Origin of the sequence: Streptomyces violaceoruber (genome assembly GCF_033406955.1) — a bacterium.
GTDB lineage: Bacteria > Actinomycetota > Actinomycetes > Streptomycetales > Streptomycetaceae > Streptomyces > Streptomyces violaceoruber.
On the sequence record NZ_CP137734.1, the window covers coordinates 3,705,295 to 3,731,163 of the forward strand.

Below are 25,869 nucleotides of genomic sequence, written 5' to 3' on the forward strand. Positions count from 1 at the left end.
AGTCATGACCAGCTCGGCCATCACCGCGAACGGACTGCGCAAGTCCTACGGCGACAAGACCGTCCTCGACGGCATCGACCTGGCCGTCCCCGAAGGAACGGTCTTCTCCCTGCTCGGCCCGAACGGCGCCGGGAAGACCACCGCCGTCAAGATCCTCTCCACCCTCGTCACCCCCGACGCCGGCGACATCCGCGTCGGCGGCCACGATCTCGCCTCCGCTCCGCAGGCCGTGCGCGGCGCGATCGGGGTCACCGGCCAGTTCTCCGCCGTGGACGGCCTGATCACCGGCGAGGAGAACATGCTCCTCATGGCGGACCTGCACCACCTCCCCCGCCCCGAGGGCCGGCGGGTCGCCGCCGAACTGCTGGAGCGCTTCGACCTCACCGAGGCCGCCGGCAAGCCCGCCTCCACCTACTCCGGCGGCATGAAACGGCGCCTGGACATCGCCATGACCCTGGTCGGCGACCCCCGCATCATCTTCCTCGACGAGCCCACCACCGGCCTCGACCCCCGCTCCCGCCACACCATGTGGCAGATCATCCGCGCCCTCGTCACCGACGGCGTCACCGTCTTCCTCACCACCCAGTACCTGGAGGAGGCCGACGAACTCGCCGACCGCATCGCCGTGCTCCACGACGGCAGGATCGCCGCCGAAGGCACCGCCGAGGAACTGAAGCGGCTCGTCCCCGGCGGACACGTCCGGCTCCGCTTCACCGACCCCACCGCCTACCGCGACGCCACCGCCGCGCTGCCCCACAGCGCCGGCGACGACAACACCCTCACCCTCCAGATCCCCAGCGACGGCAGCCAGCGCGACCTGCGCACCATCCTCGACCGCCTCGACGACGCCGGCATCGAGGCCGACGAACTCACCGTCCACACCCCCGACCTCGACGACGTCTTCTTCGCCCTCACCGCAACCACCGCCCCCGCCGCCGTCCCCGCCCAGACCGACGCGACCAAGGAGACCGTCCGATGAGCAACCTCTCCCTCGCCGTGCGCGACTCGTCCACCATGCTGCGCCGCAACCTCCTGCACGCCCGCCGCTACCCCTCCCTCACCCTGAACCTCCTGCTCACGCCGGTCATGCTGCTGCTCCTCTTCGTCTACGTCTTCGGCGACGCGATGAGCGCCGGCATCGGCGGCGGCGGCGACCGCTCCGACTACGTCTCCTACCTCGTGCCGGGCCTGCTCCTGATGACCATCGGATCCACCACGATCGGCACCGCGGTCTCCGTCTCCAACGACATGACCGAGGGCATCATCGCCCGCTTCCGCACCATGGCCATCCACCGCGGCTCCGTGCTCGTCGGGCACGTCATCGGCAGCGTGGTGCAGTCGATCATGAGCGTGGTCCTCGTCGGCGCCGTCGGCGTGGCCATCGGCTTCCGCTCCACCGACGCCACCGCCCTGGAGTGGCTGGCGGCCTTCGGGCTGCTCCTGCTCTTCACGCTGGCGCTGACCTGGATCGCGGTCGGCATGGGACTGATCAGCCCGAACGCCGAGGCCGCCAGCAACAACGCGCTGCCGCTGATCTTCCTCCCGCTGATCTCCAGCGCCTTCGTCCCCATCGACTCGATGCCGGGCTGGTTCCAGCCGATCGCCGAGTACCAGCCGTTCACGCCCGCCATCGAGACCCTGCGCGGCCTCCTCCTCGGCACCGGGATCGGCCACAACGGCTGGCTCGCCCTCGGCTGGTGCCTCGCCCTCACCACGCTCGGCTACGTCTGGGCGACCTCGAAGTTCAACAGCGACCCGAATTGACCGAGGCGACCGCCGGTCGACCCGGCCCCATGGGACGGGTCCTAGGCGAAGACGACCGTCCGGCGGCCGTTGAGCAGGATCCTCCGCTCCGCGTGCCACTTCACGGCCCGCGCCAGCGCCTGGCACTCCACGTCACGCCCGATCGCCACCAGCTGATCGGGCGTGACGTCGTGCCCGACCCGCTCGACCTCCTGCTCGATGATCGGCCCCTCGTCGAGGTCGGCCGTCACGTAGTGCGCCGTCGCGCCGATCAGCTTCACTCCCCGCGCATGCGCCTGGTGGTACGGCTTCGCGCCCTTGAAGCTCGGCAGGAAGGAGTGGTGGATGTTGATGATCCGGCCGCTGAGCGCCTTGCACAGGTCGTCCGAGAGGACCTGCATGTAGCGGGCCAGCACGACGAGTTCGACGTTCTCCTCGCGCACGATCTCCAGGACCCGGGCCTCGGCCTCCGGCTTGGTGTCCTTCGTCACGGGGATGTGGTGGAAGGGGATGTCGTAGGACCCCACCAGCTCCGCGAAGTCGGTGTGGTTGGACACCACAGCCGCGATCTCCACGGGCAGCGCGCCGATCCGGGCGCGGAAGAGCAGGTCGTTCAGGCAGTGCCCGAACCTGCTCACCATGAGCACGATGCGCGTCTTCGCGTCGGCCCGGTTGATCTGCCAGTCCATGTGGAAGGCGTCGCCGATCGCGGTGAAGCTGGCGCGCAGCTTGTCCACGGTCACCGGCTCACCGGCCGAGAAGTGGACCCGCATGAAGAACAGACCCGTGTCGTGGTCCCCGAACTGCTGACTGTCCTCGATGTTGCAGCCGGTCATGAACAGGTAGCTCGAGACGGCGTGCACGATGCCCTGCTTGTCGGGGCAGGACAGGGTGAGGACGTACTGGTCGGCCGGGGCGTCGGCCGAGGGGACGGCGGCGGAGGACTGCGCGTTCATGCAGCACAGGGTCCCATATCCGGCCTCCCGGACCGCGTGCCGTCCCGTCAGGCGGACCGGGTGAGGATCTGCAGCACCTCGAGCGTGCGCGGCTCGGCCTCCGGGTCCTCGCCGTCGCTGGTGGCCAGCCGCACGTGCGCGTCGCGCGCCGCCCGCACCGCCTCCGGCCAGTCCGCGTGCGCCAGGTACGCGGTCACCGGCGCGTCCGGCCCGACCTGGTGCATGATCCGCAGGACCCGCAGCACGGCGGTGTCGACCAGCGCCGCCTCCTGCGAGTCGCGGAAGACCGTGCCCACGTACTTCTCGGCCGACCAGTGGTCCAGCCAGGTGTCCTCCACCAGGCGGTACACGGCGTCGGTGACGTCCCCGTAGCCCTCGACGCCGGCCAGCCAGACGTCCTGCTGGAAGGCGGGGGCGGAGAGCATGTGCAGCGCGGAGCGCACCTGACTGCGCCAGCGCCACCACGGCATGTCGTTGAGTGGCATGCCGCCCATGGTGGTGGAGCGACGGCCGCGACGGGAAGAGTTCTCCGAACCTTGCACGGTCATCGATCCTACGTTCCTCTTCCCCGCGCCCCGCCGGCCCCCGCAATTCACCTCCGCGTCACCACGCGTTGACCGCAGGTCACTCCCCGGTTGGCCGGGTGACGGAATCGTGCGGGGACATGACCGGCAGGCGACCCATCCGCAGCACTCCCCCCGGCGGCCCCCGCGGCCGCCTCCGGGCCACCCGCACCGGCGTCCTGTCCGCGGGCGCGCTGGTGGCGTGCGCGGCACTCGCCGCCGGCTGCGGGGTCGTCCCCGGTGCCACGGGGGGCTCCGGGGACGACCCGATCACCGTCATGACCTGGGCGCCGCAGGACACCGGCGCGACCAACAAGCCGGGCATGCCCGCGCTCGCCCGGGCCTACGCCCGCTCGATCAACGCCCAGGGCGGCCTCGCGGGCCGCAAGCTCAACGTCCTGACCTGCAACGACCACAACGACAGCGTGGCCGCCGCGAAGTGCGCCCGCCGTGCCGTCAAGGAGAACGCGGTCGCGGTGGTCGGCTCCTACAGCCAGTACGCCGACTCGTTCTTCCCCGTCCTCGAGGGCGCCCGCATCCCGTACATCGGCGGGTACGGCCTCACCAACACGGAGTTCACCAGTCCGCTGTCGTACCCCGTCAACGGGGGCCAGCCGGCGCTGCTCGCGGGGCTCGGCAGCGCGCTCGCCGGCTCCTGCGGGCCGGTGACGCTGGTCCGCCCCGACACGATCGCGGGCGACCAGTTGTCCGCGCTGCTGGACTCGGGGCTGGCCTCGGGCGGGCACGAGCGCTCCCACGACCAGCGGGCGGCCGAGGACGCCACCGCGTACGACGACCAGGCCGAGCGGGCGCTGGCACGGGACGGCGGCGGACCCGCGGAGCCGGGGTGCGTGGTGCCCGTCCTCGGGGACCGCACCGGCACCTTCATGGACTCCTTCCGGCGGGCCCGCGGGGACCGTGCCGACGTCCGGACGGCGACCGTGCTGGGCAGCGTGGACCAGACGACGATCAACGCGAGCGGCGGCGCGTCCGGGCCCTACGAAGGGGCGTACGTCACCGGCTGGTACCCCGCGGTGAGCGACCCGGCCTGGGACGGTCTGAAGCGGCTGATCAAGGACCAGGCGTTCGGGGACAACGACGTCGATCCGGCCGACGCCGGGGTGCAGACGACCTGGATCGCGTACACCGTGCTCAAGCAGGTCGTCGAGTCGCTCGGCGACGGCGAGGTGAGCTCCGACACCGTCCGGCGGGCCCTCGACGACGGCCCGGAGGTCGGCACGGGCGGGCTCACGCCCGGCCTGCGCTGGACGTTCGCCGACAAGCTGGCCTCGGTCGGCTTCCCCCGCCTGGTCAACGCCGACGTCACCCTCCAGGTGGTACGGGAGGGCCGCCTGGTCTCGGCCCGCGACGGCGCCGTGGACACCACCCGCACCCTGCAGAACGCGGACGTGGCCTGAGGCAGGGCCCGGGGGCCCGGGGGCCGGGGCCCGTCCGGGGGGGGCGGCCGCCCGGGCCGGCCGGCTCACAGCTGGGTGGGCTGGCGTTCGGTCAGGCCGTACTTCTTGGCGATGGCGTTCCAGAGCGTCGCGGCCTTGGCCTTCTCCTTGCTGGCCGTGCCGCTCGCCCGCGTGGCCGCCGTGGGCTGGGTGGCGGCCTTGCCCTTCTTGCAGCCCTTCTTGCCGGCCGTCCGGTCGGCCCAGGCCGCGTAGTGGTTGTCGGCCGACGCGGAGGCCTGCCACGCCTTGGTGAGCGCGGTGGTCAGCTCGGTGTGCTGGGGCAGCTTGTCCACCGACAGCTTGGACAGGCTGTCGACCAGCCCGCTGCGCTGCTTGGCGGCCTCACGCAGGTCCTTGGCCGCCTGGGGGAGCTTGTCGCAGGTCTTCACGTCACCGACGGCGTTGATGACCGTGGTGCGTCCGGTGCCGCTCTCGGCGAGCAGCTTGTCCAGCTCGACGGCCTGCTGCCGGACCGGATCAACCGTCGGGGAGGCCTCGGCGGACGCGGACTGGGAGGCGGGGGCCGTGGCGGACACCGTCTGGTTGCCGCCCTTGTCCTCGTCCTCTCCCCCGCCGGCCATCATCGCTCCGGCGCCGACCCCGACGACGGCGATGCCCACGCCGACGGCCGCGAGGATCGGCAGGCGCGAGCCGGCGCGCCCGCCGCGGCCGCCCCGGCCGCCGCCGTCGTCGGCCCCGCGCCGTCTGCCACCGCCGCCGCCCGGGCCCTGCGGGGCGTACCCGGGCTGGTCACCGGGGTACTGCGCCTGGGGCGCGTCGAAGCGGGGCATCTGCTGGGTGGCCGAGGCCTGGCCGTCGGCGCCGGGGGCACCGCGGAAGAGGTTGTCGAACTCGGCGGGCGGCTGACGGCCCTCGTCGGGGCCGGGCCCGGCCCCGAACGGGGCACCGGCGGGGCCGCCGGGCACGGGCGCGATGTACTGCGTGGCCTCGGCGTCGGGATGGGCCGCGGGTGCGGCGGGCGCGGGCTGCACGGGGTACTGCGGTGCCTGGCCGAGGTACTGCGTCGACTCGGCGGCGTGCGGCTGCGCGGGCCTCTCCGGCGGCAGCGCGCCCGGTCCCGCGGGCGCGATGGGCGGTATGTACTGGGTGGCCCCTTCGTCGGCGGGCAGCGCGACCGGAGGTATGTACTGCGTGGCGCCCTCGTCGGCGGGCGGCAGCGGCGCGACACCCGCACCGTGCTGCGGGTACTGCTGGTACGGCTGCTGCTGGTGCTGCTGCCCGTACGGCGGCTGCCCGCCGTAGGACTGGTCGCCCGGCGGCGACCCGTACGACGGGGGGCGCGCGCCCTCCGGCGGCAGCGGGCCGGGTCCGGCCTGCGGCGGCGGCGCGCCGGGGGCCGGTGACTGTGCGCCCTGTGCGGGCGGCCAGGCCTGCGATGCGGGCTGCTGCGGGGTCTCCGGAGCGCCCCAGGGCTGAGCATCGGGCGGCGTGGGCCAGCCTTGGCCGGGGGGCGGGCTCTGCTGCTGCTCGGGGCCCCAGGGCCGGTCCCAGGCCTGGCCGCCGGGCGGCGCCGAGGCGGGTGCCGGGCCGCCGCCCTGGGGGCCGGCGGGAGCGCCGGTCAGACCGGGCAGCAAGGGCTCGCCACCGTCCGAGGGCAGCACGATGCCTTCGTGCGCTTGCCGCGCCGAGGGCTCCTCGCCCTGTCCACTCTGCGTCACCGGGACTCCTACGAATGGGGGACCTTCGGAATCGTCGGCTCACGCTACCGGGTCCCCCGAGCCCACTGCCACGCCGCCCGGGGCGTCAACTCCTTCCCTGTGACAGCAGTAACAAAACCGGGCCGCGGCGCGCTGTTGATGTTCCTTTCCGCTCACCGCGGCGATGTTTCACGCGTGTTCACTCACTTCGCGCCCCGTCCGCTCACGCGGCGGCCTGCAGATCGAGCCGGGCGCCGAACTCCCTGACCACCGCTTCTTCCCGGTACGGCTCGAGCCGGGCCTGGAAGTCGTCCAGGTACTCGGCGCCCCGGTTCGAGCGCAGGGTCTCCAGGAGTTCCACCGCCCTCGTCGCCGTGTTGCAGGCCTGTTCGATCTCCCGCTGCTGCACCTGCGCCGTGGCCAACAGCACATGGCCGATGGCCCGCCTGCGCGCCCGCGTCTCGGGATGCCCGTCCAGGGACTGCCGTGCGTAGCGGGCGGCCGCGTCCGCCTGGCCGAGGTCCCGGTGGCAGTGCGCCAACTCGTCGGCGAGGTAGGCCTCGTCGAAGTGCGCGATCCACACCGGGTCGTCCCCGGCGGCCGGATCGGCCGACTCCATCGCGCCGACCGCCCGCCCGGCCGCCTCGTGGGCCGCCCGTACGTCGCCCAGGAGCGCGTGGCCGCGGGCCTCGGCCGCGTGGAACATCGACTCCGCGCGCGGTGTGACCCGCCCGCGCGCGCCCTCCTGCGCCGCCCGCGCCAACTGCGCGATCTCGCGCGGGTTTCCGAGCTGTGCGGCGAGGTGGCTCATGGAGGCGGCCAGCACGTACCCGCCGTAGCCGCGGTCCCCGGCCGCCTGCGCGAGCCGCAGCGACTGGATGTAGTACCGCTGGGCGAGGCCGGGTTGGCCGGTGTCCACGGCCATGTATCCGGCCAGCTCGGTCAGTCGCGCGACCGTGGCGAACAACTCCCGTCCGACGGCCTCCCGGTAGGAGCCGGCCAGCAGCCCGGAGACGACGCTGTTCAGGTAGTGCACGAGGACCGGGCGCACGTGCCCGCTCCCGTACTGGTGGTCCAGGTCCGTCAGGGCCTGCGTCATCGCCCGCACGGCCGCCACGTCGGACGGGCCCACCCGCGGTCCCGCCGAACGCGACACCTGGGGGTCGGGGGCGGAAATCAGCCAGTCCCGGCTGGGCTCGACGAGCGCCGAGGCGGCGACGGAGGAACCGGACAGGAAGTCCCGGCGCCCCACGTCACTGCGCCACAGCTCGCAGACCTGCTCGATGGCCCCCAGTACCGTCGGCGAGAACTGGAGGCCGACGCCGGACGCGAGGTTCTTGCCGTTGGCCATGCCGATCTCGTCGATCGTGACCGTGCGGCCGAGCTTGCGTCCGAGCGCCTCGGCGATGATCGCCGGTGCCCGGCCCCGCGGTTGCTGTCCGCGCAGCCAGCGGGCCACGGAGGTCTTGTCGTACCGCAGGTCGAGACCGTGCTCGACCCCGCACACGTTGACCCGGCGGGCGAGGCCCGCGTTCGAGCAGCCCGCTTCCTGAATGAGCGCCTGCAGTCGTTCGTTCGGCTGCCGCGCGACGAGAGGCCTTGCGGCCATGGCGTAACCCCCATGCGGTCTCATGCGGTCTCGGTGCTGTCCCGGCGGATCGTTGGACGAAGAGGATCCGGCCCGTGAAGATCAATGCCCCGTCGATGTGCCGACAATGCGAGACTTGCGAAGCTTGCGAGGATTGCCGGGGTAACGGCCGGTGCCGGCCCCAGTCCTGGCTACCCCGCTCCCGCAGTGAATCCTCCTGCGCGCCCCCACGTATGCACCCATGCGCCCCGAATGCCGTGCCGGTGCACCTCCCCCGCGCGCGCCGCCCCCGTAACCCCCGCTGAGCCCGGGAGTTGAGTTCCACGTGGAAGAGACCATCCCCGGCACCGAAGCCGCCCAGATCCCGCAGCAGCGCGGTACGTCGCTGCTGGAGACCGCCGTTCGCTACGCCGAGGAGCGTCACTGGGACGTGTTCCCCGGCACCTGGCTGGTGCCCGGCGACGGGGTGCAGCGCTGCTCCTGCGAGGACCCGGCGTGCGCCGCCCCCGGCGCGCACCCGGCGCGCGAGGACTGGGCGGCGCAGGCGACGGGCAGCGCGACCGTCGCCCGGCGGATGTGGCAGAAGCAGCAGTCGGCGTCGATCCTGCTGCCCACGGGGCGGACGTTCGACGCGATCGACGTGCCCGAGACCGCCGGGTTCCTGGCGCTGGCACGGATGCAGCGGATGGAGCTGACGCTGGGGCCGGTGACGCTGGCGCCGGACCGGCGGATGCGGTTCTTCGTTCTGCCGGGTGCGGGGGCGAAGGTTCCGGATCTCGTGCGGCGGCTGGGGTGGGCGCCCCGGGCCCTTGATCTGGGCGTGCTCGGGGAGGGCGCCTATGTGGCGGCGCCGCCTACGCGGTTCGGGGCGCGGGGGGCGGTGCAGTGGGCCTGCCGGCCGACTGCGGTGAACCGGTGGTTGCCGGATGTGGAGGAGTTGATCTCGGCGTTGACCTATGCGTGCGGGCGGGACCGTTAGGGGCGCCTCCTCGTCTGCCGGGTCGCTGTCCCTCCGGCGGCCGCGGACCGGTCGCGGTCGCTCGCGCGGTGCCCCGCGCCCCTTTCCGGGGCGTTGATCCCCCGTAGGGTTCGTGGTGACGGAGGGAGACGTGGTGGGCAACAGTGCCGTGCGGGTTCAGGGGCTCTGGAAGCGGTTCGGGCAGCAGGTGGCCGTGGGTGGGGTCGATCTGGAGTTGCCGGCCGGGAAGTTCATCGGGCTCGTCGGGCCCAACGGGGCCGGGAAGACCACCACGCTCTCCATGGTGACCGGGCTGCTGCGCCCCGATCAGGGGACGGTCGAGGTCGTGGGGCACGACGTGTGGCGCGACCCGGTCGAGGTGAAGGCCAGGATCGGGGTGCTGCCCGAGGGGCTGCGGCTCTTCGAGCGGCTGTCCGGGCGGGAACTGCTCGGCTACACGGGCCGGTTGCGCGGGCTTCCCGGCGACGAGGTCGACAAGCGGGCCACCCAGCTCCTCGACGTGCTCGACCTCGCCGGGGCCCAGCACAAGCTGGTCGTCGACTACTCGACCGGCATGCGCAAGAAGATCGGCCTGGCCGCCGCGCTGCTGCACAACCCGGAAGTGCTGTTCCTGGACGAGCCGTTCGAGGGCGTCGACCCGGTCTCGGCACAGACCATCAGGGGCGTCCTGGAGCGCTACACCGCCTCCGGCGCCACCGTCGTCTTCTCCTCGCACGTCATGGAGCTGGTGGAGTCGCTGTGCGACTGGGTGGCCGTGATGGCCGCGGGACGCATCCGGGCCACCGGGACGCTCGCCGAGGTGCGCGGCGGGGCGGCCTCGTTGCAGGAGGCGTTCCTCGAACTCGTCGGTGCGGGCGGCCGGGACGCCGGGTCGGACCTGGACTGGCTGGGCGGCGGGTCCCGATGAGCGCGCGGACCACACCGGCCGCCCCCGTCCCGCCGGGACCGCCGGGACCGTCGGGCGCGACGGTCCCGTCCGGCTCCGCCGTCACGTCGGTCTTCGTACGGCTGAAGCTGTCGCTCCTGCGCAACGGGCTGCGGCAGTCCGGCGGCCGGCGGGCCGCCTACGTCGCCTCGGCCGTCCTCGTGCTGCTCTTCGCCGCGCTCCAGCTGATCGGCCTGATCGCGCTGCGCGGGTACGCGCACGCGGACGCGCTGGTCGTGCTGCTCGCCGCGGTGCTCGCCCTGGGCTGGGCGGTGATGCCGCTGTTCTTCCCCGGCGGGGACGAGACGCTCGACCCGACCCGGCTGGTGATGCTGCCGCTGCGGCCCGGACCCCTGGTGCGCGCGCTGCTCACCTCCTCGCTGGTGGGCATCGGGCCGCTGTTCACTCTGTGCGTGTTCGCCGGTTCCGTGGTCGCGGTCGCGCACGGCGGGGCGGCCTACGCCGTCGGCGTCGTCGGGGCGGTCCTCGCGCTGCTGGTGTGCGTGACCCTGGCGCGGGCCGTCGCCGCCGCCAACGTCCGGCTGCTGACCAGCCGCAAGGGGCGCGATCTCGCGGTGCTGAGCGGGCTGGTCGTCGCGGTCGGCGCGCAACTCGTCAACTTCGGCGCGCAGCGGCTGGGCTCGTCGGGGCTCGGCGAGCTGGACCCGGTGGCCGACGTGGTGCGCTGGATTCCGCCCGCGTCGGCGGTCGGCGCGATGGACGCGGCGAGCGACGGGGCGTACGGCACCGCGCTGGCCCAGCTGGCGCTGACCGCCGCGGCGCTGGTGCTGCTGCTGCGGGTGTGGGCGCGGCATCTGACGCGGCTGATGACGGCGCCCGACGGCTCCACGCTCCAGAGCGACACCGGGCCGGTGCGCGAGCGCGGCTCGGCCGGTCTCACCCGGTGGCTGCCGGCGGGCCGTACCGGCACCACCATGGAGCGCACCCTGCGCTATGTGTGGCGCGACCCGAAGACCAAGGCGGCGTGGGTGACGTCGCTGGCCATCGGCCTGATCGTGCCGGTGTTCAACGCCTGGCAGGGCACCGGCTCGGTCTACTTCGCCTGTTTCGCGGCCGGGATGCTCGGCATCCAGATGTACAACCAGTTCGGGCAGGACACGTCCGCGTTCTGGATGGTCGCGATGACGATCTCGTCGGCCAGGGACGCCTACGTCGAGCTGCGGGCCCGCGCGCTGGCGCTGCTGCTGATCACGCTGCCGTACGCCACCCTCGTCACGGTGCTGACCACCGCGCTGCTCGACGACTGGCGGACCCTGCCCGAGGCGCTCGGCCTGTCCTTCGCGCTGCTCGGCGCGATGCTGGCGACCGGCGCCTGGACCTCGGCCCGCTTCCCGTACTCCATCCCGCAGGAGGGGTACAAGAACGTCGCCCCCGGTCAGGTCGGACTGGCCTGGGTCTCGATCTTCGGCGGCATGATCGGCGCGGCCCTGCTGTGCGCGCCGGTGATCGCGCTGACGATCTGGCTGAACGTGAGCGGGGGAGCCGGGGACACGGGCTGGGTGCTCCTGCCGGTCGGCGCGGTGTACGGCGCGGTGCTGACGCTGCTGGGCCTGCGGCTGGCCGCGCCGCGCACGGCCGGGCGGCTGCCGGAGATCCTCACGGCGGTCAGCAAGGGGTGACGGGCGCTCAGGCGTCCCCGAGGGCGTTCAGGAACGGCTCGATGGCCGTCCGCCATGCCTCCGGCTGGTCGTAGTGGACGAGGTGACCGGCGTCGGCGACCTCCGCGTACTGGCCGCTCGGCAGGACCCGGACCATCTCCTGGGCCTCGGCGCGGCCCAGTTCGCCGTCGAGGCCGCGCACGACCAGGGTGGGGCAGCGCACCTGCGCCAGCTCCTCCCAGTGGGCGTCGTAGACCCAGGTCTCGCGGGAGCGCAGCATCTGCTCCGGTTCGAAGACGGGGCGCCAGCCGTCCGGGGACTCGGCCATCACCTCGGCGTAGAACTCGCCGCGAGCCGGGTTCGGCCGCTCCACCCACGGGTCGTCCTCGCCGAACCACTTGCGGACGTCGGCGAGGGTGGCGAAGGGGACCGGCCAGGCGCGGAACCACTCGGTCCAGGTGTGCTGCGAGGCGGCGCCGAGCGCGGAGGCCCGCATGTCGCAGATGATCAGGCCGCGGACCAGGTCGGGGCGTTTGGCGGCGAGCTGCCAGGCGGTCAGCGCGCCCATGGCGTGGCCGATGAGGACGGCCGGGCCGAGGCCGAGCTGCTCCAGGGCGGCCTCGACGTCCTCGACGTAGGCCTCCCGGGTGTAGGCGGCCCGCGGGGGCTTGTCGCTGCGGCCGTGGCCGCGCTGGTCGAGGGCGACGGCGCGGTGGCGGGCGGAGAGCCAGCGGGCCGTGGGGGCCCAGTGCGAGGCGCGGCCCATCAGACCGTGCAATAACAGGACACCGGGCAGGTCTCCGGCGCCCGATGCGGAGGGGGCCGGGCCGCCGGGTGCGGAGGGGGCCGGGTCATGGCCCCGGCCGGTCTTGGGAGGGTCGCCGAACTCCCAGGCCGCGAGGCGTACCCCGCCCGCGCCGGTCACGTCGATGCGCCGCGCCATAGGTCCTGGCACCCCCAAGCTCCGCTCGGACCCGCCCGCCCTCGCGGACCGGCCGGTCCTGTGAACCGTGTCCTGCCTGCCGTGCAGAAGAGTATCCAAGGTTATCGAATACCCATTCGAAAGAGCCGTCCCGACGAGCAACACCCCTCATTCGAGTGACACCGCTCAGGGATTGATCGCCGCCGCCCAGGGGAGATCTTCAACGGGAGGCGGACCGCTCGGGGAAAACGGTCCGAGGGGATTGACCTTGAGAGCTCGGGGCTCCAGGTCAGCACAGGGGAGGACAGGCCCCGGCGCCACACGGCGCCGGGGCCCTCTCCGTCTCTCCGGCATGCCCCTCCCCCTCTCCGGCCCGGGCGACATCGCTGTCAGCCGCGGCCAAGAGCCCCTCACGTCCGGTGCCTCACGCGACAGCCTCGCACGCGAATCGCCCGGCCGCTGCGATTCGGCGCACAGGGACCCCGAATCAGCGCGCCCCGGACGGCGGTTTCTCCGGGTGCGGTCAGCGCTTGGCGACGAACACGTGGGAGGCGGTGTCCGCCTCCAGCTCGGCGGCCTCGCCGCCACTGCCCACCAGCACGCCGCCCGCCGACTCGGTCACGCTCACCACCGAGCCGGGCTGCACCCCGGCCCGGCGCAGCGTGTACATCAGCTGCGCGTCCGTCTGGATCGGCTCGCCGATCCGGCGCACGACGACCGTCTTGCCCTCCTGCCCCGGGTCGAGGTCGGCCAGGGAGACCATCCCCTCGTCCAGGAACGGATCGGCCCCGTCGGTCTCGCCCAGCTCCTCCAGGCCCGGGATCGGGTTGCCGTACGGCGACTCGGTCGGGTGCCGCAGCAGCTCGAGCACGCGGCGCTCCACCGCCTCGCTCATCACGTGCTCCCAGCGGCAGGCCTCGGCGTGGACCTGCTCCCACTCCAGGCCGATCACGTCGACGAGCAGGCACTCCGCGAGCCGGTGCTTGCGCATCACGCGCGTCGCCAGCCGCCTGCCCTCGTCGGTCAGCTCCAGATGCCGGTCCGCCGCCACGGACACCAGACCGTCGCGCTCCATCCGCGCCACCGTCTGGCTGACCGTCGGGCCGCTCTGGTCGAGCCGCTCGGCGATCCGGGCGCGCATCGGGACCACACCTTCCTCCTCCAGCTCGAGGATGGTGCGGAGGTACATCTCCGTGGTGTCGATCAGTCCGGACATACGTGCCCCTCGATGAGATTGCCGGAGGCTACGGCCCACCGGCGCGTGCGCTGGCCCTGCGACCAATTCTGACGCATACCACCGACAACCGTGCCTCGCCGCGGAAAGCCGGGCCCCACGGAGCCCGTCCGGGCCGTCCTCGGCGCGTTGACGCCGTATTGACACCGCACTGGTCCAGACCGCACCGTGATCCGCGACGCAGCCACTCCGAAGGGGCCCCGCATGAGCGACCACAAGCCGGCCGGCCAGTTCCTCGACGCGGCGATCGACCTCCTGCGGCGCGTCCGCGACGAGGAGGCGGACAGCATCGAGGCGGCCGGCACGCTGCTCGCCGACACCGTGCAGAACGGCGGCCGGCTCTTCGCCTTCGGCGCCGGCCACTCCTCCCTCGCCGCCCAGGACGTCGTGTACCGCGCGGGCGGGCTCGCCCTGATGAACCTGCTCACCGTGCCCGGCGTCGTCGGCATCGACGTCATGCCGGCCACCCTCGGCTCCGCCCTGGAGCGGGTCGACGGCCTCGCGAGCGCCGTACTGGACTCCTCGCCGCTCCGCGCGGGCGACGCCCTGGTGATCATCTCGCTCTCCGGGCGCAACGCCCTGCCCGTGGAGATGGCGATGCACGCCCGCGCCCTGGGCCTGCGGGTGATCGGCGTGACCTCGGTGGCGTACGCCTCGCAGACGACGTCGCGGCACGCCTCCGGCACCTTCCTCAAGGACCACTGCGACATCGTGCTGGACTCCAAGATCGCCGTCGGCGACGCGGAACTCACCCTCGACACCGTCCCCGCCCCCTTCGCGCCCGCGTCCACGGTCGTCACCGCCGCCCTGATGCAGGCCGTGACGGCCACGGCCGCCGCCACCCTCGCCGACCGCGGCATCGAACCCCCGCTGCTGCGCTCGGGCAACGTGGACGGCGGCCACGAATGGAACGCCCGCGTACTGGAGCAGTACGGCGAGCGCATCTTCTACCGCCGCTGAACGCACCCGGTACCCCGGCCGGACGGGCCTCAGGCCGTCGGCGCGGCAGCCGGGGCGGACGCCCGCCGGCCTTCGACAAGCGGTTCTACAAGCGGCGCAACATGGCGGAACGCTGCTTCACCTGCCTGAAGCAGTGGCGATGTGGGCGTGACACATGGACGACAGCCCCTGGCTAGGGGAGTTTGAGGAGCAGTTCGCTGAGTTCGGTCGGCATGGTGATCATGCAGTCGTGGCCGGTGGGCAGCTCCCAGACCTGGGCGGCAGTGCCGTTGGGCTGGATCGGGGGGACGGGGCGACGGGTGATGCCCGTCGGCATGGCGCCGACATTGTGAATGTGCGTGCGCGGGATTGCGTCGGCAGCCGGGTTGCCCAGTCGCACCGGTTGCTGCAGACAGCGCACCGGCTGGTCCGAGAGCATCCCGTGCAGCCAGGCGACGTCGGCCGGGTCCGTGACGCCGAACAGGCCCAAGGGCGCGGGCTGCTCGGGCATCGGCGGCACGCGCCAGCCGCTCTCGGACTTCTCGGCGAGCTCGATCAGCCGCTGCGTCACGGGGTGGACGTCGACAGCGGACTCGCCGTCCTCCGGGACCATCGCGTCGAGGTAGACCAGGTGCGCGATGCGTTCCGGAATCCGGTGGGCCGCGGAGGAGATCACCAGCCCCGCGTAGCTGTGGCCGACGAGTACGACGTCGCTGAGGTTCTCCCCGGCGATCAGCCCGACCACGTCGTCGACGTGCGTGTCGAGACCCACCTCCGGACCGAGCAGGTGTGCCTTGTCGCCGTAGCCGGTCAGGGACGGCGCGAACACCCGGTGCCCGGCGGCTTCCAGCAGCGGTACCACCCGCTCCCAGCACCGTCCGCTGTGCCAAGCGCCGTGTATCAGCAGAAATGTGGACATCGATCTTCCTTCGCAGGAGCAGAAGAGCACGGTCACGCTCATGCCGCTGGTCCGCGGCTCTGGCGGTTACTTGTCGTGCCTCAGTACTGTTTGAGTACCGTGAACATGCTGGTGCAGACGACGCGCCGCAGGCAATAAGGCACTTTTCGGTGCCTCGGTTCTCCGGAGGTAACCATGGACGCGGCACCGAGCGATCCCCAGTCGGAGGCGCGGCCCGGCGACGCGTGCCGGACCCGGGTGGTGCTCGGCATCGTCGGAGACAAGTGGTCGCTGCTGGTCGTGCGCAATCTCAGGGATGGCCCGCGCCGCTTCACCGAGCTCAAGAGGGCCATCGACGGAATCAGTCAGCGCATGCTCACCGTGACGCTGCGCGGCCTGGAGCGCGACGGAATCCTGACCCGCACCGTCCACAACGTGATGCCGCCACACGTGAGCTATGAGCTCACCGAGATGGGCAGCACCCTGCGCGAGGCCACCGCGCCTCTGCTCGAATGGAGCGTCGCGCACCTCGCCCGGATCGACGATGCCCGCGCCGCCTACGACGCCCGCACCGATCCACCGATGACCTCATAGCGGGACGGCAAGCCGAGTGCCACCCACGGTGAAGACACGGCCCAGCTAGGGCCTGTCCACCGCGCCGGCCAAGTCCAGCGCGGTCGCGATCCGCACCGCCACGTCCTCCGCGTACATCGCGTCCGGCCGCTCGAAGGCGCTGCGGCCCGCACCGCGCAGGAACGTGACGACGCCCAGTGTCCGGCCGCGGCTGCGCAGCACCGCGCACAGGCCGTGCACCGTGTCCTCCGGCCACTGGCGGGCCGTGGCCCACCGGCGCACCTGCTCGGCCGGGACCGCCCGCACTCCGGCGCTGGCCCGCACCGAGCCCGCCCGCTCCACGCACTGCACGGCGGGGTGCCCCTCGCCGTAGCGCACCGGCATCCCGGACGTCCCGGACGGCACGCTGGGCCCGGGCGCGCCGGACGGGGTGGCGGCGACCCGGACCAGCCGCACCTGCTCCGCTGCGTCGGTGTCCGACGTCGCGCCGCCCACCACGCGGTCGATCAGGGCGTGGTCGGCGAACCCGGCCAGCGCGAAGTCCAGGTGGACGATCGCGGCCTCGGCCGGGTCCTCGCACTCGGCCGCGGCCCGCGCCGCCCGGTGCAGCTGGTTGGCCCGGAAGCGCAGCAGCGCCGCCTCCTGCTCGCCCTGCTTCGACTCCGTCACGTCCTGGAACAGCCAGCCGACGCCCAGCGGCACCGGCTCCTCCGCGAGCGGCGAGGCCAGCCGCACGAACCCGCTGCGCCAGCACCGGCGCCGCTCCCCCTCGGGGGTGCGCAGGCTCACCCACACCTCGGCGGGCGCGGGCGGCGCGCCCTCGGCCAGGACGTGCGTCAGCGCGTTCTCCAGCTCCTCGACGCCCTGGGCGAGCAGGTCGCCGAGCGGCCTCCCCAGTACGGACGTGCGCCCGGCCCCGAGCGCCCGTGCCGCGTGCGCGTTGACCACGGCGGGCCGCAGGTCCGCGTCGACCAGGACGACACCCCAGCTCGCGTCCTCCAGCAGGGCCTCGCTCAGCGCGATGGACCGCTCCAGGTCGATCTGCGCGTGCACCTCGCTGAACGCGCAGTACACCCCCGCGGGACGCCCGTCGGGGCCGCGCACCGCCGCGGACTGGGTGCGCACCAGCACCCGGCCGCCGTCCTTGGTCAGCAGCGCGAACTCGTTCACCTGACGGCCCGGCGCCCGCATGGCGGACAGCAGCCGGTCCTCCACCTCACCGGCGTCCGCGCTGCGCACGGCCCACCCCGCGAAGCCCTGCCGTCCCACGGCCTCGGCCGCGCTCCAGCCGAGGATCCGCTCCGCCTCGCGGTTCCAATGGGTCACGACCCCGTCCGCGTCGAAGGCGCACAGGGCCGCGTCCATGCCGTCGAGGAGCGCGGCCAACAGGTCCGCGCCGTCCCGCTCGGGCTGCTCCGGCTCGTCCGGCCCCAGCTCGTCGGTGGTCCCACTACGCCGCGAAGCACTCACCTGGACCCCCTGCAGGCTGCGTCCGCCGTACGGTACGTCGGTTCGCTCACTGGCCTTCATTCAACTCGAACGTGATGCAGCACACACCGAGTTCCCGCAAGTTCGCGGAAATCGTTGTACTGCGGAAACTCGGCATACGCCCCCGTCATGAAGGGGCGCGGCCGGTCATGCCGGGCGGGCCGCGGCGAGCCTCAGATCGACCCACTCGTCGTGCTCGCCGTCGAGCACGTACCGCTCCTTCTCCGCGAACCCGCGCGCCCCGGCGAACCGCAACCCGTCGGCGTTGGCCGCCAGCACCACGGTCTCCACCGCTTCGGCGCCCAGCACGCGCGCGTGTGCCAGCCCCTCCTCGTAGAGCGCCGTGCCGATGCCGCGCCCCCGGTACGCCGGCAGCGTGCGTGCGATCACGGTCGCGACCCGCTCCTCGCCGCCGGGCGGCCGCACGGTGGAGCAGCCGACGAGCACGTCTGCGAGGTAGGCGTTGGCCAGGCGGTTGCGTCCGGCGCGTTCCCGCGCCTCGTCCGGGGTCATGGCGGCCGGCGGCACGATCACGTTGTGCACGTGCCGCCACTCCTCGACCATGGCGTCCCCGGCCACCGGCTCGATCCGCAGCGCCGGGCCCGCTCCGGTCGCGACCGCTCCCCGGCGCGCGTACACCTCGATCTCGATCCGCATCCGCTCGTCGGCGAGGCCGCACACCATCATCGTCGCGGCCGGCCGCACCTGCCCGAACGCCCGCCGCAGCACGGGCCAGCACGGTTCGAAGTCCTCCCGCGCGGGCAGCAGGTACCGCACCCGCACCACGTCCGCGAACGTGCAGCCCGCTTCCGCCAGCGCGGTTGCGATGTTGTGCAGGCACTGTTCGGCCTGCTCGACCACGTCCCCGGAGATCGTCATCGTCGCGTAGTCGAAGCCGGTCGTCCCGGACACGTGCACCCAGTCCCCGTCGACGACGGCGCGGGCGTACCCGATCCGCTCCTCGAACGTCGACCCGCTGACCACCGCCCGCCTGACGGGCGCCTCCCCCAGTCGTTTCGTCATGAGCGAAACCGTAGGTGACCAGCGAAGACGCGTCCATGGGAGAGCGCCGAGGAATCCACCCGGAAATTCGATTGATCGGTGGCCGACCGGTTTCTAGGGTGGTGCGTACACAGAAGGGAGGTGGTTCGGCAGATGTATGACATCCGGACGCGTGAGGTGGCTGCGGGCTAGCGGCCCGGCACCACACGGAGTGCGGCGCCGGACCAGCGCGTGACAGACGCGTGCAGCCGGCCCAATCCCAAGCAGTCACCCGACCCGCGAGTCGCCGGTACGTCCGGCCGGCTCCTCCACGGAGGAACCAGACTCGCGGGTCGCCTGCGTTTGCGGGGCGGTCAGCCCGCGATGTCGGCGTAGCCCTCGATCTCGCGCGGGTCGCGGGTGCCCGGCCCCGTGTAGCGGGCGGAGGGGCGGACCAGGCGGCCGGTGCGCTTCTGTTCCAGGATGTGCGCGGACCAGCCCGCGGTGCGGGCGCAGGTGAACATCGAGGTGAACATGGGGGCCGGCACCTCGGCGAAGTCCAGCATGATGGCGGCCCAGAACTCGACGTTGGTGGCCAGCACCCGGTCGGGGCGGCGGGCGTGCAGCTCGGCCAGGGCGGCCTTCTCCAGGGCCTCGGCGACCTCGTAGCGCGGGGCGCCCAGTTCGCGGGCGGTGCGGCGCAGGACCCGGGCGCGCGGGTCCTCGGCGCGGTAGACGCGGTGGCCGAAGCCCATGAGGCGCTCGCCCGCGTCGAGGGTCTTCTTGACGTAGGCCTCGGCGTCGCCGGTGCGCTCGATCTCCTCGATCATGTGCAGGACGCGCGAGGGGGCGCCGCCGTGCAGCGGGCCGGACATGGCGCCCACGGCCCCGGAGAGGGCGGCGGCCACGTCCGCGCCGGTGGAGGCGATGACGCGGGCGGTGAAGGTGGAGGCGTTCATGCCGTGCTCGGCCGCGGAGGTCCAGTAGGCGTCGACGGCGGCGACGTGCTTGGGGTCGGGCTCGCCGCGCCAGCGGATCATGAACCGTTCGACCACGGACTGGGCCTTGTCGATCTCGCGCTGCGGGACCATGGGCAGGCTCTGGCCGCGCGCGGACTGGGCGACGTAGGACAGGGCCATGACGGCGGCCCGGGCGAGGTCGTCGCGGGCCTGGGCGGCGTCGATGTCCAGCAGGGGTTTGAGGCCCCAGGCGGGGGCGAGCATGGCGAGGGCGGACTGGACGTCGACCCTGATGTCGCCGGAGTGCACGGGGATGGGGAAGGGCTCGGCGGGCGGCAGGCCGGGGTTGAAGGCCCCGTCGACGAGCAGGCCCCAGACGTTGCCGAAGGAGACGTGCCCGACCAGGTCCTCGATGTCGACGCCGCGGTAGCGAAGGGCGCCGCCCTCCTTGTCGGGTTCGGCGATCTCCGTCTCGAACGCGACGACTCCCTCTAGCCCGGGTACGAAGTCGGACATCAGGCGGCTCCTCGTGATCAGTGGTGTACGGCGACCTGTGCGGAGACGGTGCGGCGCCTCCATGGATCCACGGTCGTGTGCCCGACTCGCGGTCCCGGCGGTCACCCCTGTGATGCCCCGTACGGCCGTCGGTCATCCGGCCGGAGCGGGACCAAGCACCATATCCCCGGGTGCCCCGTTTGGGGAGTGCCTACGGCACTGAGTGCCACCGGGTCGGCCCGCTCCGTGCCGTACTCGTCCCGGTGCCCGGACGGCCGGGCGCCGGGACGAGTACGGCAGGATGGGCGGCGTGACCGATCGCGATGCCGATTCCGCCGTCCCCACCGCCGACCCCGTCCCCTTCGATCTCGCCTCGATGCGCAAGCAGTACCGGGCCGAGGGGCTGTCCGAGACCGAGCTGGCGGCGACGCCCGTCGAGCAGTTCGCGCGCTGGTTCAAGCAGGCGGCGACGGACGGCGGGCTGTTCGAGCCGAACGCCATGGTGGTCTCCACGGCGGACCCGGAGGGGCGGCCCAGCTCCCGCACGGTGCTGCTGAAGCACTTCGACGAGCAGGGGTTCGTCTTCTACACCAACTACGACTCCCGCAAGGCGCGCGAGCTGGACGCGAACCCGCACGTGTCGCTGCTGTTCCCCTGGCATCCGATGGCCCGGCAGGTCGTGGTCACGGGCGTCGCCCGTCGCACCGGGCGGGACGAGACCGCCGCGTACTTCCGGACCCGGCCGCACGGCTCCCAGCTGGGTGCCTGGGCGAGCGTCCAGTCGTCGGTGGTGGCGGACCGACGTGCCCTGGACGGTGCGTACGCGGAGCTGGCGGCGCGCTATCCGGAGGGCGAGCAGGTGCCGGTGCCGCCGCACTGGGGCGGGTTCCGGGTGGTGCCGGATGCGGTGGAGTTCTGGCAGGGCCGGGAGAACCGGCTGCACGACCGGCTGCGGTACGTGGCGGAGGGCGGCGGGGGCTGGCGGGTGGAGCGGCTGAGCCCGTGACGCGTCCGGGCGCCGCGCCTACAGCTTGCCCCAGAGGTACGCCGTGCGGTGGCCGTCGAGGACGGCGGCCAGACGGGCGCGGAAGTCGTCGCTGAGTTCGGGCCAGTTCCAGAACTCCAGGCCGAGACGGCCGACCGCCAGCCGGTCGTCGGTCCAGAGCCACTCGCTCAGCGGGACGTCGCGGGCGCAGGCGGGACAGGTCACGTCGGCGTGCCCGGTGTCCTGCCAGTCGGTGATCGCCTCCGAGAAGCGGGGCCAGACACCCTCCCCCTCGTCTTCCTCCTCGCCCTCGTCCGACAGGTCCGTGGTGGTCCGGCAGCGGGGGCAGGTGACGGCCTCGGGCTCGTCCTGGCCGCTGTCGAAGACGGTGGGGCCGGTGTGCACGGCGAGCCCGTCGAACGGTTCCCCGTCGGGGTCGTCGTCGGCCACCGCCCGGCTCCAGTGGGGTCCGGGCGGGTGTCCGAGGGGCTGCCCGAGGACGCAGACCTCGCGGTCGGCGAGGACGATGCCCTCGCTCACCAGCCACGCGACCGCGCGCTCGGCGAGTTCCGCCGCCCCCGCCTCGTCGGCGTCGAGGTCGACGATCGTCTGGAAGTAGTCACCCATGGCCGGGACAGTAGCGGCGGGCACCGACAGTGCCCCGGTGCCGGACGCCGGTCACTGTGCCAGCGCGGCGTCCAGCAGCCGCGCCCACTGCTCCACCACCCGTTCCCGCCGTGCCCCGTCGTCGGTGAGGAGGTTGGCCAGGCCCAGGCCGCGGGCCATGTCGAGCAGGCCCTGGACGGTTTCCCGGGCGCCGGGCCGGGTCTCGTCGGCGCCCAGGAGTTCGACGGCGATGCGGTGGCTCTCGCGGCCGACGCGGGCCTCCAGCTCGGTGACCCGGCCGCGCAGCTGCTCCTCGTTGGAGGCGGCCACCCACAGGTGCAGGGCGGCGCGGAAGAGCGGGCCGGTGTAGAGGTCGACGAGGGCGGCGACCACCGCGCGCCGGTCGTCGGCGGCGGCGCCCTCCGGGAACAGGGCGCGCAACGCGACGGAGCGTTCCTCGGCGACGTACTCCACGGCCGCGGTGAAGAGGTCCTCGCGGGTCGGGAAGTGGTGCTGGGCGGCGCCGCGGGAGACTCCGGCGTGTTCGGCGACGACGGAGACCGTGGAGCCGGCCCAGCCGCGTTCGGCGAGGCAGGCCACGGCGGCTTCCAGGAGCCGCTGCCGGGTGGCCCGGCTGCGGTCCTGCTTGGGCACGCGCTCCGTGCGGTCGGCCGCGTTCACGGCGCCGCTCACACCACCCATTCCGGATCCCGTCGTTCGAGGAAGGCCGTCATCCCCTCGCGGGCCTGCGGGGAGGCGAACAGCCGGGCCGAGAGCGCGGTCAGGTCGGCCGCGTCCCGGTCGAAGGCCTCCAGCACCCTAGCCGTGAGCAGCCGTTTCGTCTCGGCCAGGCCCTGTGGTGCGGCACGGCGCACACCGTCGAGGACGGGTTCGAGTACGGCGTCCACGTCGTCGCCCGCCGCGGTGACCAGGCCGGCGCGGGCGGCCTCGGCGGCGTCGAAGCGCTCGCCGGTGAGGTAGTGGCGGGCGAGGGCGCGGGGATCGGCGCGGGGCAGCAGGGTGAGGGAGATGACGGCGGGCGCCACGCCGATGCGGACCTCGGTGAAGGCGAAGGTCGACTCGGTGGACGCCGCCGCGATGTCGCAGGCGGCGACCAGGCCGAGCCCGCCCGCGCGGACGTGCCCGGCGACGCGGGCGATCACCGGTTTCGGCAGCTCGATGATCCGCCGGAAGAGACCGACCAGGGCGTCCGGGTCGGGCGGGTCGCGCAGGTCGGCGCCGGCGCTGAAGGTGTTGCCGGTGTGGGTGAGCACGACGGCACGGACGCCGGGGTCGTCGCCCGCCGCGGTGAGGGCGGCGGCCAGGCCGTCGACCAGGGCGGCGGACAGGGCGTTGCGGTTGTGCGGGGAGTCGAGGGTGAGGGTCTCGACGCCCCGCGCGCGTGTGCGGTCGACGTGGGCGGGCGGGGTCATCGCGGCTCCCTGAGCTGTCGGCGGAGGATCTTGCCGGAGGCGGCGCGGGGGACGGCGTCGACGAAGGTGACCCGGCGGACGCGTTTGTAGGGGGCGACGCGTTCGGCGACGTACATCATGATCTCGCTCTCCGCGAGGCCGGGTGCGGCCGGCTGGCGGACGACGAAGGCGTGCGGTACCTCGTTGCCGTCGTCGTCGTAGGCGCCGACGACGGCCGCGTCGGCGACGCCGGGGTGGGTGAGCAGGTGGGCCTCCAGTTCGGCGGGGGCCACCTGGAAGCCCTTGTACTTGATCAGTTCCTTGACGCGGTCGACGACGAACAGCCAGCCGTCGGCGTCGACGTGTCCGACGTCCCCGGTGTGCAGCCAGCCCTCCTCGTCGATCATGGCGGCGGTGGCGTCGGGGCGGCCCAGGTAGCCCTTCATGATCTGGGGGCCGCGGATGAGGATCTCCCCGGACTCTCCGGCGGGGAGGTCCGTGCCCGGGTCGGTGAGGGAGACGATGCGCATCTCGGTGCCCGCGATGAGCCTGCCGACGGTGCCGGGCGGCGCGTCGGCCATCGCGTCCAGGGGGACGACGTGGGTGCCCGGGGACAGTTCGGTCATGCCGTAGGCCTGGCCGACGGGCGGCAGGCCGAGCCGCTGCGAGCAGGCGGCGGCGAGACGCGCGTCGAGCGGGGCGGCGGCGCTGACGATGTACCTCAGCGAGGAGAGGTCGTAGTCGGCGACCAGGGGGTGTTTGGCGAGGGCCAGGACGATCGGCGGGGCGACGTACAGGCTGGTGATGCGGTGGTTCTGGATGGCGGCGAGGAACTGCTCCAGGTCGAAGCGGGGCAGGACCACGACGGTGGCGCCGAGCCGGAGCGGGGCGTTCATCAGGGCGGTCAGGCCGTAGATGTGGAAGAACGGCAGCACGGCGAGGACGCGGTCGCCGGGCGCGGACGGCATCGACGGTTCGAGCTGGGCGAGGTTGGTGGCGATCTGCCGGTGGGTGAGCATGACGCCCTTGGGGGTGCCGGTGGTGCCCGAGGAGTACGGCAGGGCGGCGACGTCCTCGGCCGGGTCGATGGCGACGGACGGTTCGGGCGCGGTCGAGGCCAGCATGTCGACGAGGGAGCGGTGACCGGGCGCGCTGTCGCAGACCAGGATCTCCTGGACGCCGCCCGCGAGTTCGGCGGCCCGGCGGGCGGTGGGCAGGAGCGGTGAGACGGTGACGATCCAGCGGGCCGCGCTGTCCTTCAGCTGCTTGGCGAACTCCTCCGCCGTCGCGAGCGGATGCACCGTGGTGACGGAGGCGCCCGCGCGGGTGGCGGCGTAGAAGGCCAGGGGGAAGGCGACGGTGTTGGGGCTGTGCAGGGCGAGGACGTCGCCCTTGCGCACGCCGGTCTCGGCGAGGGCTGCGGCGACGCGCCGGTGGAACCGGTCCACCTGCTCGTAGGTGAGGGTGGTGCCGTCGGTGCCGTCGATCAGCGCCGGGGTGCTCCCGAAGGCGGCGGCCCCGCCGAGCACGGCGTCGTGGATGGGCAGGTCGACGGGCGGGACGTCTGCGTACTCGCTGCGGAACACGGTTCCTCCAACGCGGGCTGTTTGCGGCCTCGTACCGGCCTGGGGGGTGTCGTTCGGATCTTGCCGGGGTCGCGGGGTCCGGGGTCGGCCACAAGGCACCGTCGGCCGCGGCCGGCCTGATCCAGACGACACCCCCTAGTACGACTTGGGCAGGCCCAGGGTCTGGTGGGAGACGTAGTTGAGGATCATCTCCCGGCTCACGGGGGCGATCCGGGCCACGCGCGAGGCCGTTATCAGCCGGGCGAGACCGTACTCGCGGGTGAGGCCGTTGCCGCCGAGGGTGTGCACGGCCTGGTCGACGGCCTTCACGCAGGCCTCCCCGGCCGCGTACTTGGCCATGTTGGCGGCCTCACCGGCGCCGACGTCGTCCCCCGCGTCGTACAGGTGGGCGGCCTTCTGCATCATCAGGCGGGCGAGTTCGAGGTCGATGTGCGCCTGGGCGAGGGGGTGGGCGATGGCCTGGTGGGCGCCGATGGGGGTCTTCCAGACGGTGCGCTCGCGGGCGTAGTCGAGGGCGCGGGAGAGGGCGTAGCGGCCCATGCCGATGCCGAACGCGGCCGTCATCACGCGCTCGGGGTTGAGGCCCGCGAAGAGCTGGAGGAGGCCCGCGTCCTCGTCGCCGACCAGGGCGTCGGCGGGCAGCCGTACGTCGTCGAGGGTCAGCTCGAACTGCCGCTCCACGGCGTTGAGTTCCATGTCGATGGGGCGGCGCTCGAAGCCCTCGGCGTCGCGCGGGACGATGAAGAGGCAGGGCTTGAGCTTGCCGGTGCGGGCGTCCTCGGTGCGGCCGACGATCAGGGTGGCGTCGGCGATGTCGACGCCGGAGACGAAGACCTTGCGTCCGGTGAGGATCCAGTCCCCGGTGGCCGCGTCGCGGCGGGCGGTGGTGGTGATGCGGTGGCTGTTGGAGCCGGCGTCGGGTTCGGTGATGCCGAAGGCCATGAGGCGGGTGCCGTCGGCGAGCGGCGGGAGCCACTCGCGCTTCTGCTCCTCGGTGCCGAAGCGGGCGATGACGGTGCCGCAGATCGCCGGGGAGACGATCATCATGAGGAGGGGGTTTCCCGCGGCGCCCAGCTCTTCGAGGACGAGGGAGAGTTCGGTGATGCCGGCGCCGCCTCCGCCGTACGCCTCCGGCAGGTTGACGCCGATGTAGCCGAGCTTGGCCGCGTCCTGCCAGAGGCGTTTGCTGTCCTCGGCGTCGAGGGTGTGGGGGTGGGCCTGGGCGAAGGCGGATACCGCCGCGCGGAGGGACTTGTGGTCTTCGGATTCGATGAGGGTGGTCACGGGGCTCCTTCGGTCGCTG

24 protein-coding genes are annotated in these 25,869 nt (G+C 73.1%); 9 read left to right on the forward strand and 15 right to left on the reverse strand.

Annotated elements, in window-relative coordinates:
• The first annotated feature begins 4 nt into the window (after positions 1 to 4).
• Complete coding sequence (locus R2E43_RS16400) at positions 5 to 979, forward strand: ATP-binding cassette domain-containing protein (RefSeq protein ID WP_332056312.1); 975 nt, start codon at positions 5 to 7, stop codon at positions 977 to 979.
• Positions 976 to 1,764: an ABC transporter permease gene (locus R2E43_RS16405; protein WP_332056313.1), complete on the forward strand. Its 789-nt coding sequence runs from the start codon at positions 976 to 978 to the stop codon at positions 1,762 to 1,764. The genes R2E43_RS16400 and R2E43_RS16405 overlap by 4 nt, the downstream gene beginning before the upstream one ends.
• A gap of 41 nt (positions 1,765 to 1,805) precedes the next feature.
• Here R2E43_RS16405 and purU read toward each other — a convergent pair whose 3' ends face one another.
• Together purU and R2E43_RS16415 are read right to left on the reverse strand one after the other, a co-directional pair.
• Positions 1,806 to 2,699: a formyltetrahydrofolate deformylase gene (purU, locus tag R2E43_RS16410; RefSeq protein WP_003974579.1), complete on the reverse strand. Its 894-nt coding sequence runs from the start codon at positions 2,697 to 2,699 to the stop codon at positions 1,806 to 1,808.
• Positions 2,700 to 2,746: 47 nt separating this feature from the next.
• Entirely contained in the window at positions 2,747 to 3,247 is a 501-nt protein-coding gene (locus R2E43_RS16415) for an SCO4402 family protein (protein ID WP_003974580.1), read from the reverse strand.
• A 116-nt stretch (positions 3,248 to 3,363) separates the two neighbouring features.
• Here R2E43_RS16415 and R2E43_RS16420 point away from each other — a divergent pair, with 116 nt between their 5' ends.
• Entirely contained in the window at positions 3,364 to 4,680 is a 1,317-nt protein-coding gene (locus tag R2E43_RS16420; protein ID WP_003974581.1) for an ABC transporter substrate-binding protein, read from the forward strand.
• Positions 4,681 to 4,745: 65 nt separating this feature from the next.
• Here R2E43_RS16420 and R2E43_RS16425 read toward each other — a convergent pair whose 3' ends face one another.
• Positions 4,746 to 6,398 carry a hypothetical protein gene (locus R2E43_RS16425; RefSeq protein ID WP_329431380.1) on the reverse strand — a complete coding sequence of 551 codons (1,653 nt, stop codon included), beginning with the start codon at positions 6,396 to 6,398 and terminating at the stop codon, positions 4,746 to 4,748.
• Between the two features lie 202 nt (positions 6,399 to 6,600).
• A complete protein-coding gene (locus R2E43_RS16430; protein WP_011029632.1) occupies positions 6,601 to 7,986 on the reverse strand; it encodes a hypothetical protein in 1,386 nt (461 codons plus the stop codon).
• A 304-nt stretch (positions 7,987 to 8,290) separates the two neighbouring features.
• Between R2E43_RS16430 and R2E43_RS16435 the strand changes: the two genes are divergently transcribed.
• The 3 genes from R2E43_RS16435 to R2E43_RS16445 all read left to right on the forward strand — a co-directional run bounded on the left by R2E43_RS16435 (position 8,291) and on the right by R2E43_RS16445 (position 11,509).
• Entirely contained in the window at positions 8,291 to 8,944 is a 654-nt protein-coding gene (locus tag R2E43_RS16435) for a bifunctional DNA primase/polymerase (RefSeq protein ID WP_003974584.1), read from the forward strand.
• A 115-nt stretch (positions 8,945 to 9,059) separates the two neighbouring features.
• Positions 9,060 to 9,851: an ABC transporter ATP-binding protein gene (locus R2E43_RS16440; RefSeq protein WP_011029631.1), complete on the forward strand. Its 792-nt coding sequence runs from the start codon at positions 9,060 to 9,062 to the stop codon at positions 9,849 to 9,851.
• Entirely contained in the window at positions 9,848 to 11,509 is a 1,662-nt protein-coding gene (locus R2E43_RS16445; RefSeq protein ID WP_329431381.1) for a transporter, read from the forward strand. The genes R2E43_RS16440 and R2E43_RS16445 overlap by 4 nt, the downstream gene beginning before the upstream one ends.
• 7 nt (positions 11,510 to 11,516) lie before the next feature.
• On the opposite strand, the gene R2E43_RS16450 is transcribed toward R2E43_RS16445, so the two are convergent.
• Positions 11,517 to 12,431: an alpha/beta fold hydrolase gene (locus R2E43_RS16450; RefSeq protein WP_016326902.1), complete on the reverse strand. Its 915-nt coding sequence runs from the start codon at positions 12,429 to 12,431 to the stop codon at positions 11,517 to 11,519.
• Between the two features lie 502 nt (positions 12,432 to 12,933).
• Positions 12,934 to 13,626, reverse strand: coding sequence for a metal-dependent transcriptional regulator (locus R2E43_RS16455; protein ID WP_003974588.1), 693 nt, complete (start codon positions 13,624 to 13,626; stop codon positions 12,934 to 12,936).
• 222 nt (positions 13,627 to 13,848) lie between these two features.
• Here R2E43_RS16455 and R2E43_RS16460 point away from each other — a divergent pair, with 222 nt between their 5' ends.
• The gene (locus R2E43_RS16460) at positions 13,849 to 14,604 is read left to right on the forward strand and encodes an SIS domain-containing protein (RefSeq protein WP_003974589.1); all 756 of its coding nucleotides are present in this window, start codon (positions 13,849 to 13,851) and stop codon (positions 14,602 to 14,604) included.
• 172 nt (positions 14,605 to 14,776) lie between these two features.
• Here the strand turns inward: R2E43_RS16460 and R2E43_RS16470 are convergent, their stop codons facing one another.
• On the reverse strand, positions 14,777 to 15,502 hold the full coding sequence (locus R2E43_RS16470; protein WP_030867236.1) for an alpha/beta hydrolase: 726 nt from the start codon (positions 15,500 to 15,502) through the stop codon (positions 14,777 to 14,779).
• A 174-nt stretch (positions 15,503 to 15,676) separates the two neighbouring features.
• On the opposite strand from R2E43_RS16470, the gene R2E43_RS16475 reads away from it, so the two are divergent.
• Positions 15,677 to 16,075, forward strand: coding sequence for a winged helix-turn-helix transcriptional regulator (locus R2E43_RS16475; protein WP_011029627.1), 399 nt, complete (start codon positions 15,677 to 15,679; stop codon positions 16,073 to 16,075).
• A 45-nt stretch (positions 16,076 to 16,120) separates the two neighbouring features.
• Here R2E43_RS16475 and R2E43_RS16480 read toward each other — a convergent pair whose 3' ends face one another.
• The 3 genes from R2E43_RS16480 to R2E43_RS16490 all read right to left on the reverse strand — a co-directional run bounded on the left by R2E43_RS16480 (position 16,121) and on the right by R2E43_RS16490 (position 19,998).
• The gene (locus R2E43_RS16480; RefSeq protein ID WP_011029626.1) at positions 16,121 to 17,524 is read right to left on the reverse strand and encodes a PAS domain-containing protein; all 1,404 of its coding nucleotides are present in this window, start codon (positions 17,522 to 17,524) and stop codon (positions 16,121 to 16,123) included.
• Positions 17,525 to 17,689: 165 nt separating this feature from the next.
• Entirely contained in the window at positions 17,690 to 18,565 is an 876-nt protein-coding gene (locus R2E43_RS16485) for a GNAT family N-acetyltransferase (protein WP_011029625.1), read from the reverse strand.
• A 332-nt stretch (positions 18,566 to 18,897) separates the two neighbouring features.
• Positions 18,898 to 19,998 (reverse strand): citrate synthase 2, encoded by a 1,101-nt coding sequence (locus R2E43_RS16490; protein WP_011029624.1) that lies wholly within the window; start codon positions 19,996 to 19,998, stop codon positions 18,898 to 18,900.
• A 280-nt stretch (positions 19,999 to 20,278) separates the two neighbouring features.
• Here R2E43_RS16490 and pdxH point away from each other — a divergent pair, with 280 nt between their 5' ends.
• The gene (gene pdxH, locus R2E43_RS16495) at positions 20,279 to 20,983 is read left to right on the forward strand and encodes a pyridoxamine 5'-phosphate oxidase (RefSeq protein ID WP_011029623.1); all 705 of its coding nucleotides are present in this window, start codon (positions 20,279 to 20,281) and stop codon (positions 20,981 to 20,983) included.
• An 18-nt stretch (positions 20,984 to 21,001) separates the two neighbouring features.
• Here pdxH and R2E43_RS16500 read toward each other — a convergent pair whose 3' ends face one another.
• From R2E43_RS16500 to R2E43_RS16520, 5 genes are all read right to left on the reverse strand, one after another.
• Positions 21,002 to 21,589 carry a hypothetical protein gene (locus R2E43_RS16500; protein WP_030867227.1) on the reverse strand — a complete coding sequence of 196 codons (588 nt, stop codon included), beginning with the start codon at positions 21,587 to 21,589 and terminating at the stop codon, positions 21,002 to 21,004.
• A gap of 51 nt (positions 21,590 to 21,640) precedes the next feature.
• A complete protein-coding gene (locus R2E43_RS16505) occupies positions 21,641 to 22,270 on the reverse strand; it encodes a TetR/AcrR family transcriptional regulator (protein ID WP_173668751.1) in 630 nt (209 codons plus the stop codon).
• The gene (locus tag R2E43_RS16510; RefSeq protein ID WP_003974599.1) at positions 22,258 to 23,001 is read right to left on the reverse strand and encodes an enoyl-CoA hydratase family protein; all 744 of its coding nucleotides are present in this window, start codon (positions 22,999 to 23,001) and stop codon (positions 22,258 to 22,260) included. The genes R2E43_RS16505 and R2E43_RS16510 overlap by 13 nt, the downstream gene beginning before the upstream one ends.
• Entirely contained in the window at positions 22,998 to 24,566 is a 1,569-nt protein-coding gene (locus R2E43_RS16515; RefSeq protein ID WP_030867222.1) for a 4-coumarate--CoA ligase family protein, read from the reverse strand. Before R2E43_RS16515 ends, R2E43_RS16510 begins: the two co-directional genes overlap by 4 nt.
• Positions 24,567 to 24,701: 135 nt before the next feature.
• Positions 24,702 to 25,850: an acyl-CoA dehydrogenase family protein gene (locus tag R2E43_RS16520; RefSeq protein ID WP_003974601.1), complete on the reverse strand. Its 1,149-nt coding sequence runs from the start codon at positions 25,848 to 25,850 to the stop codon at positions 24,702 to 24,704.
• Positions 25,851 to 25,869 lie beyond the last annotated feature (19 nt).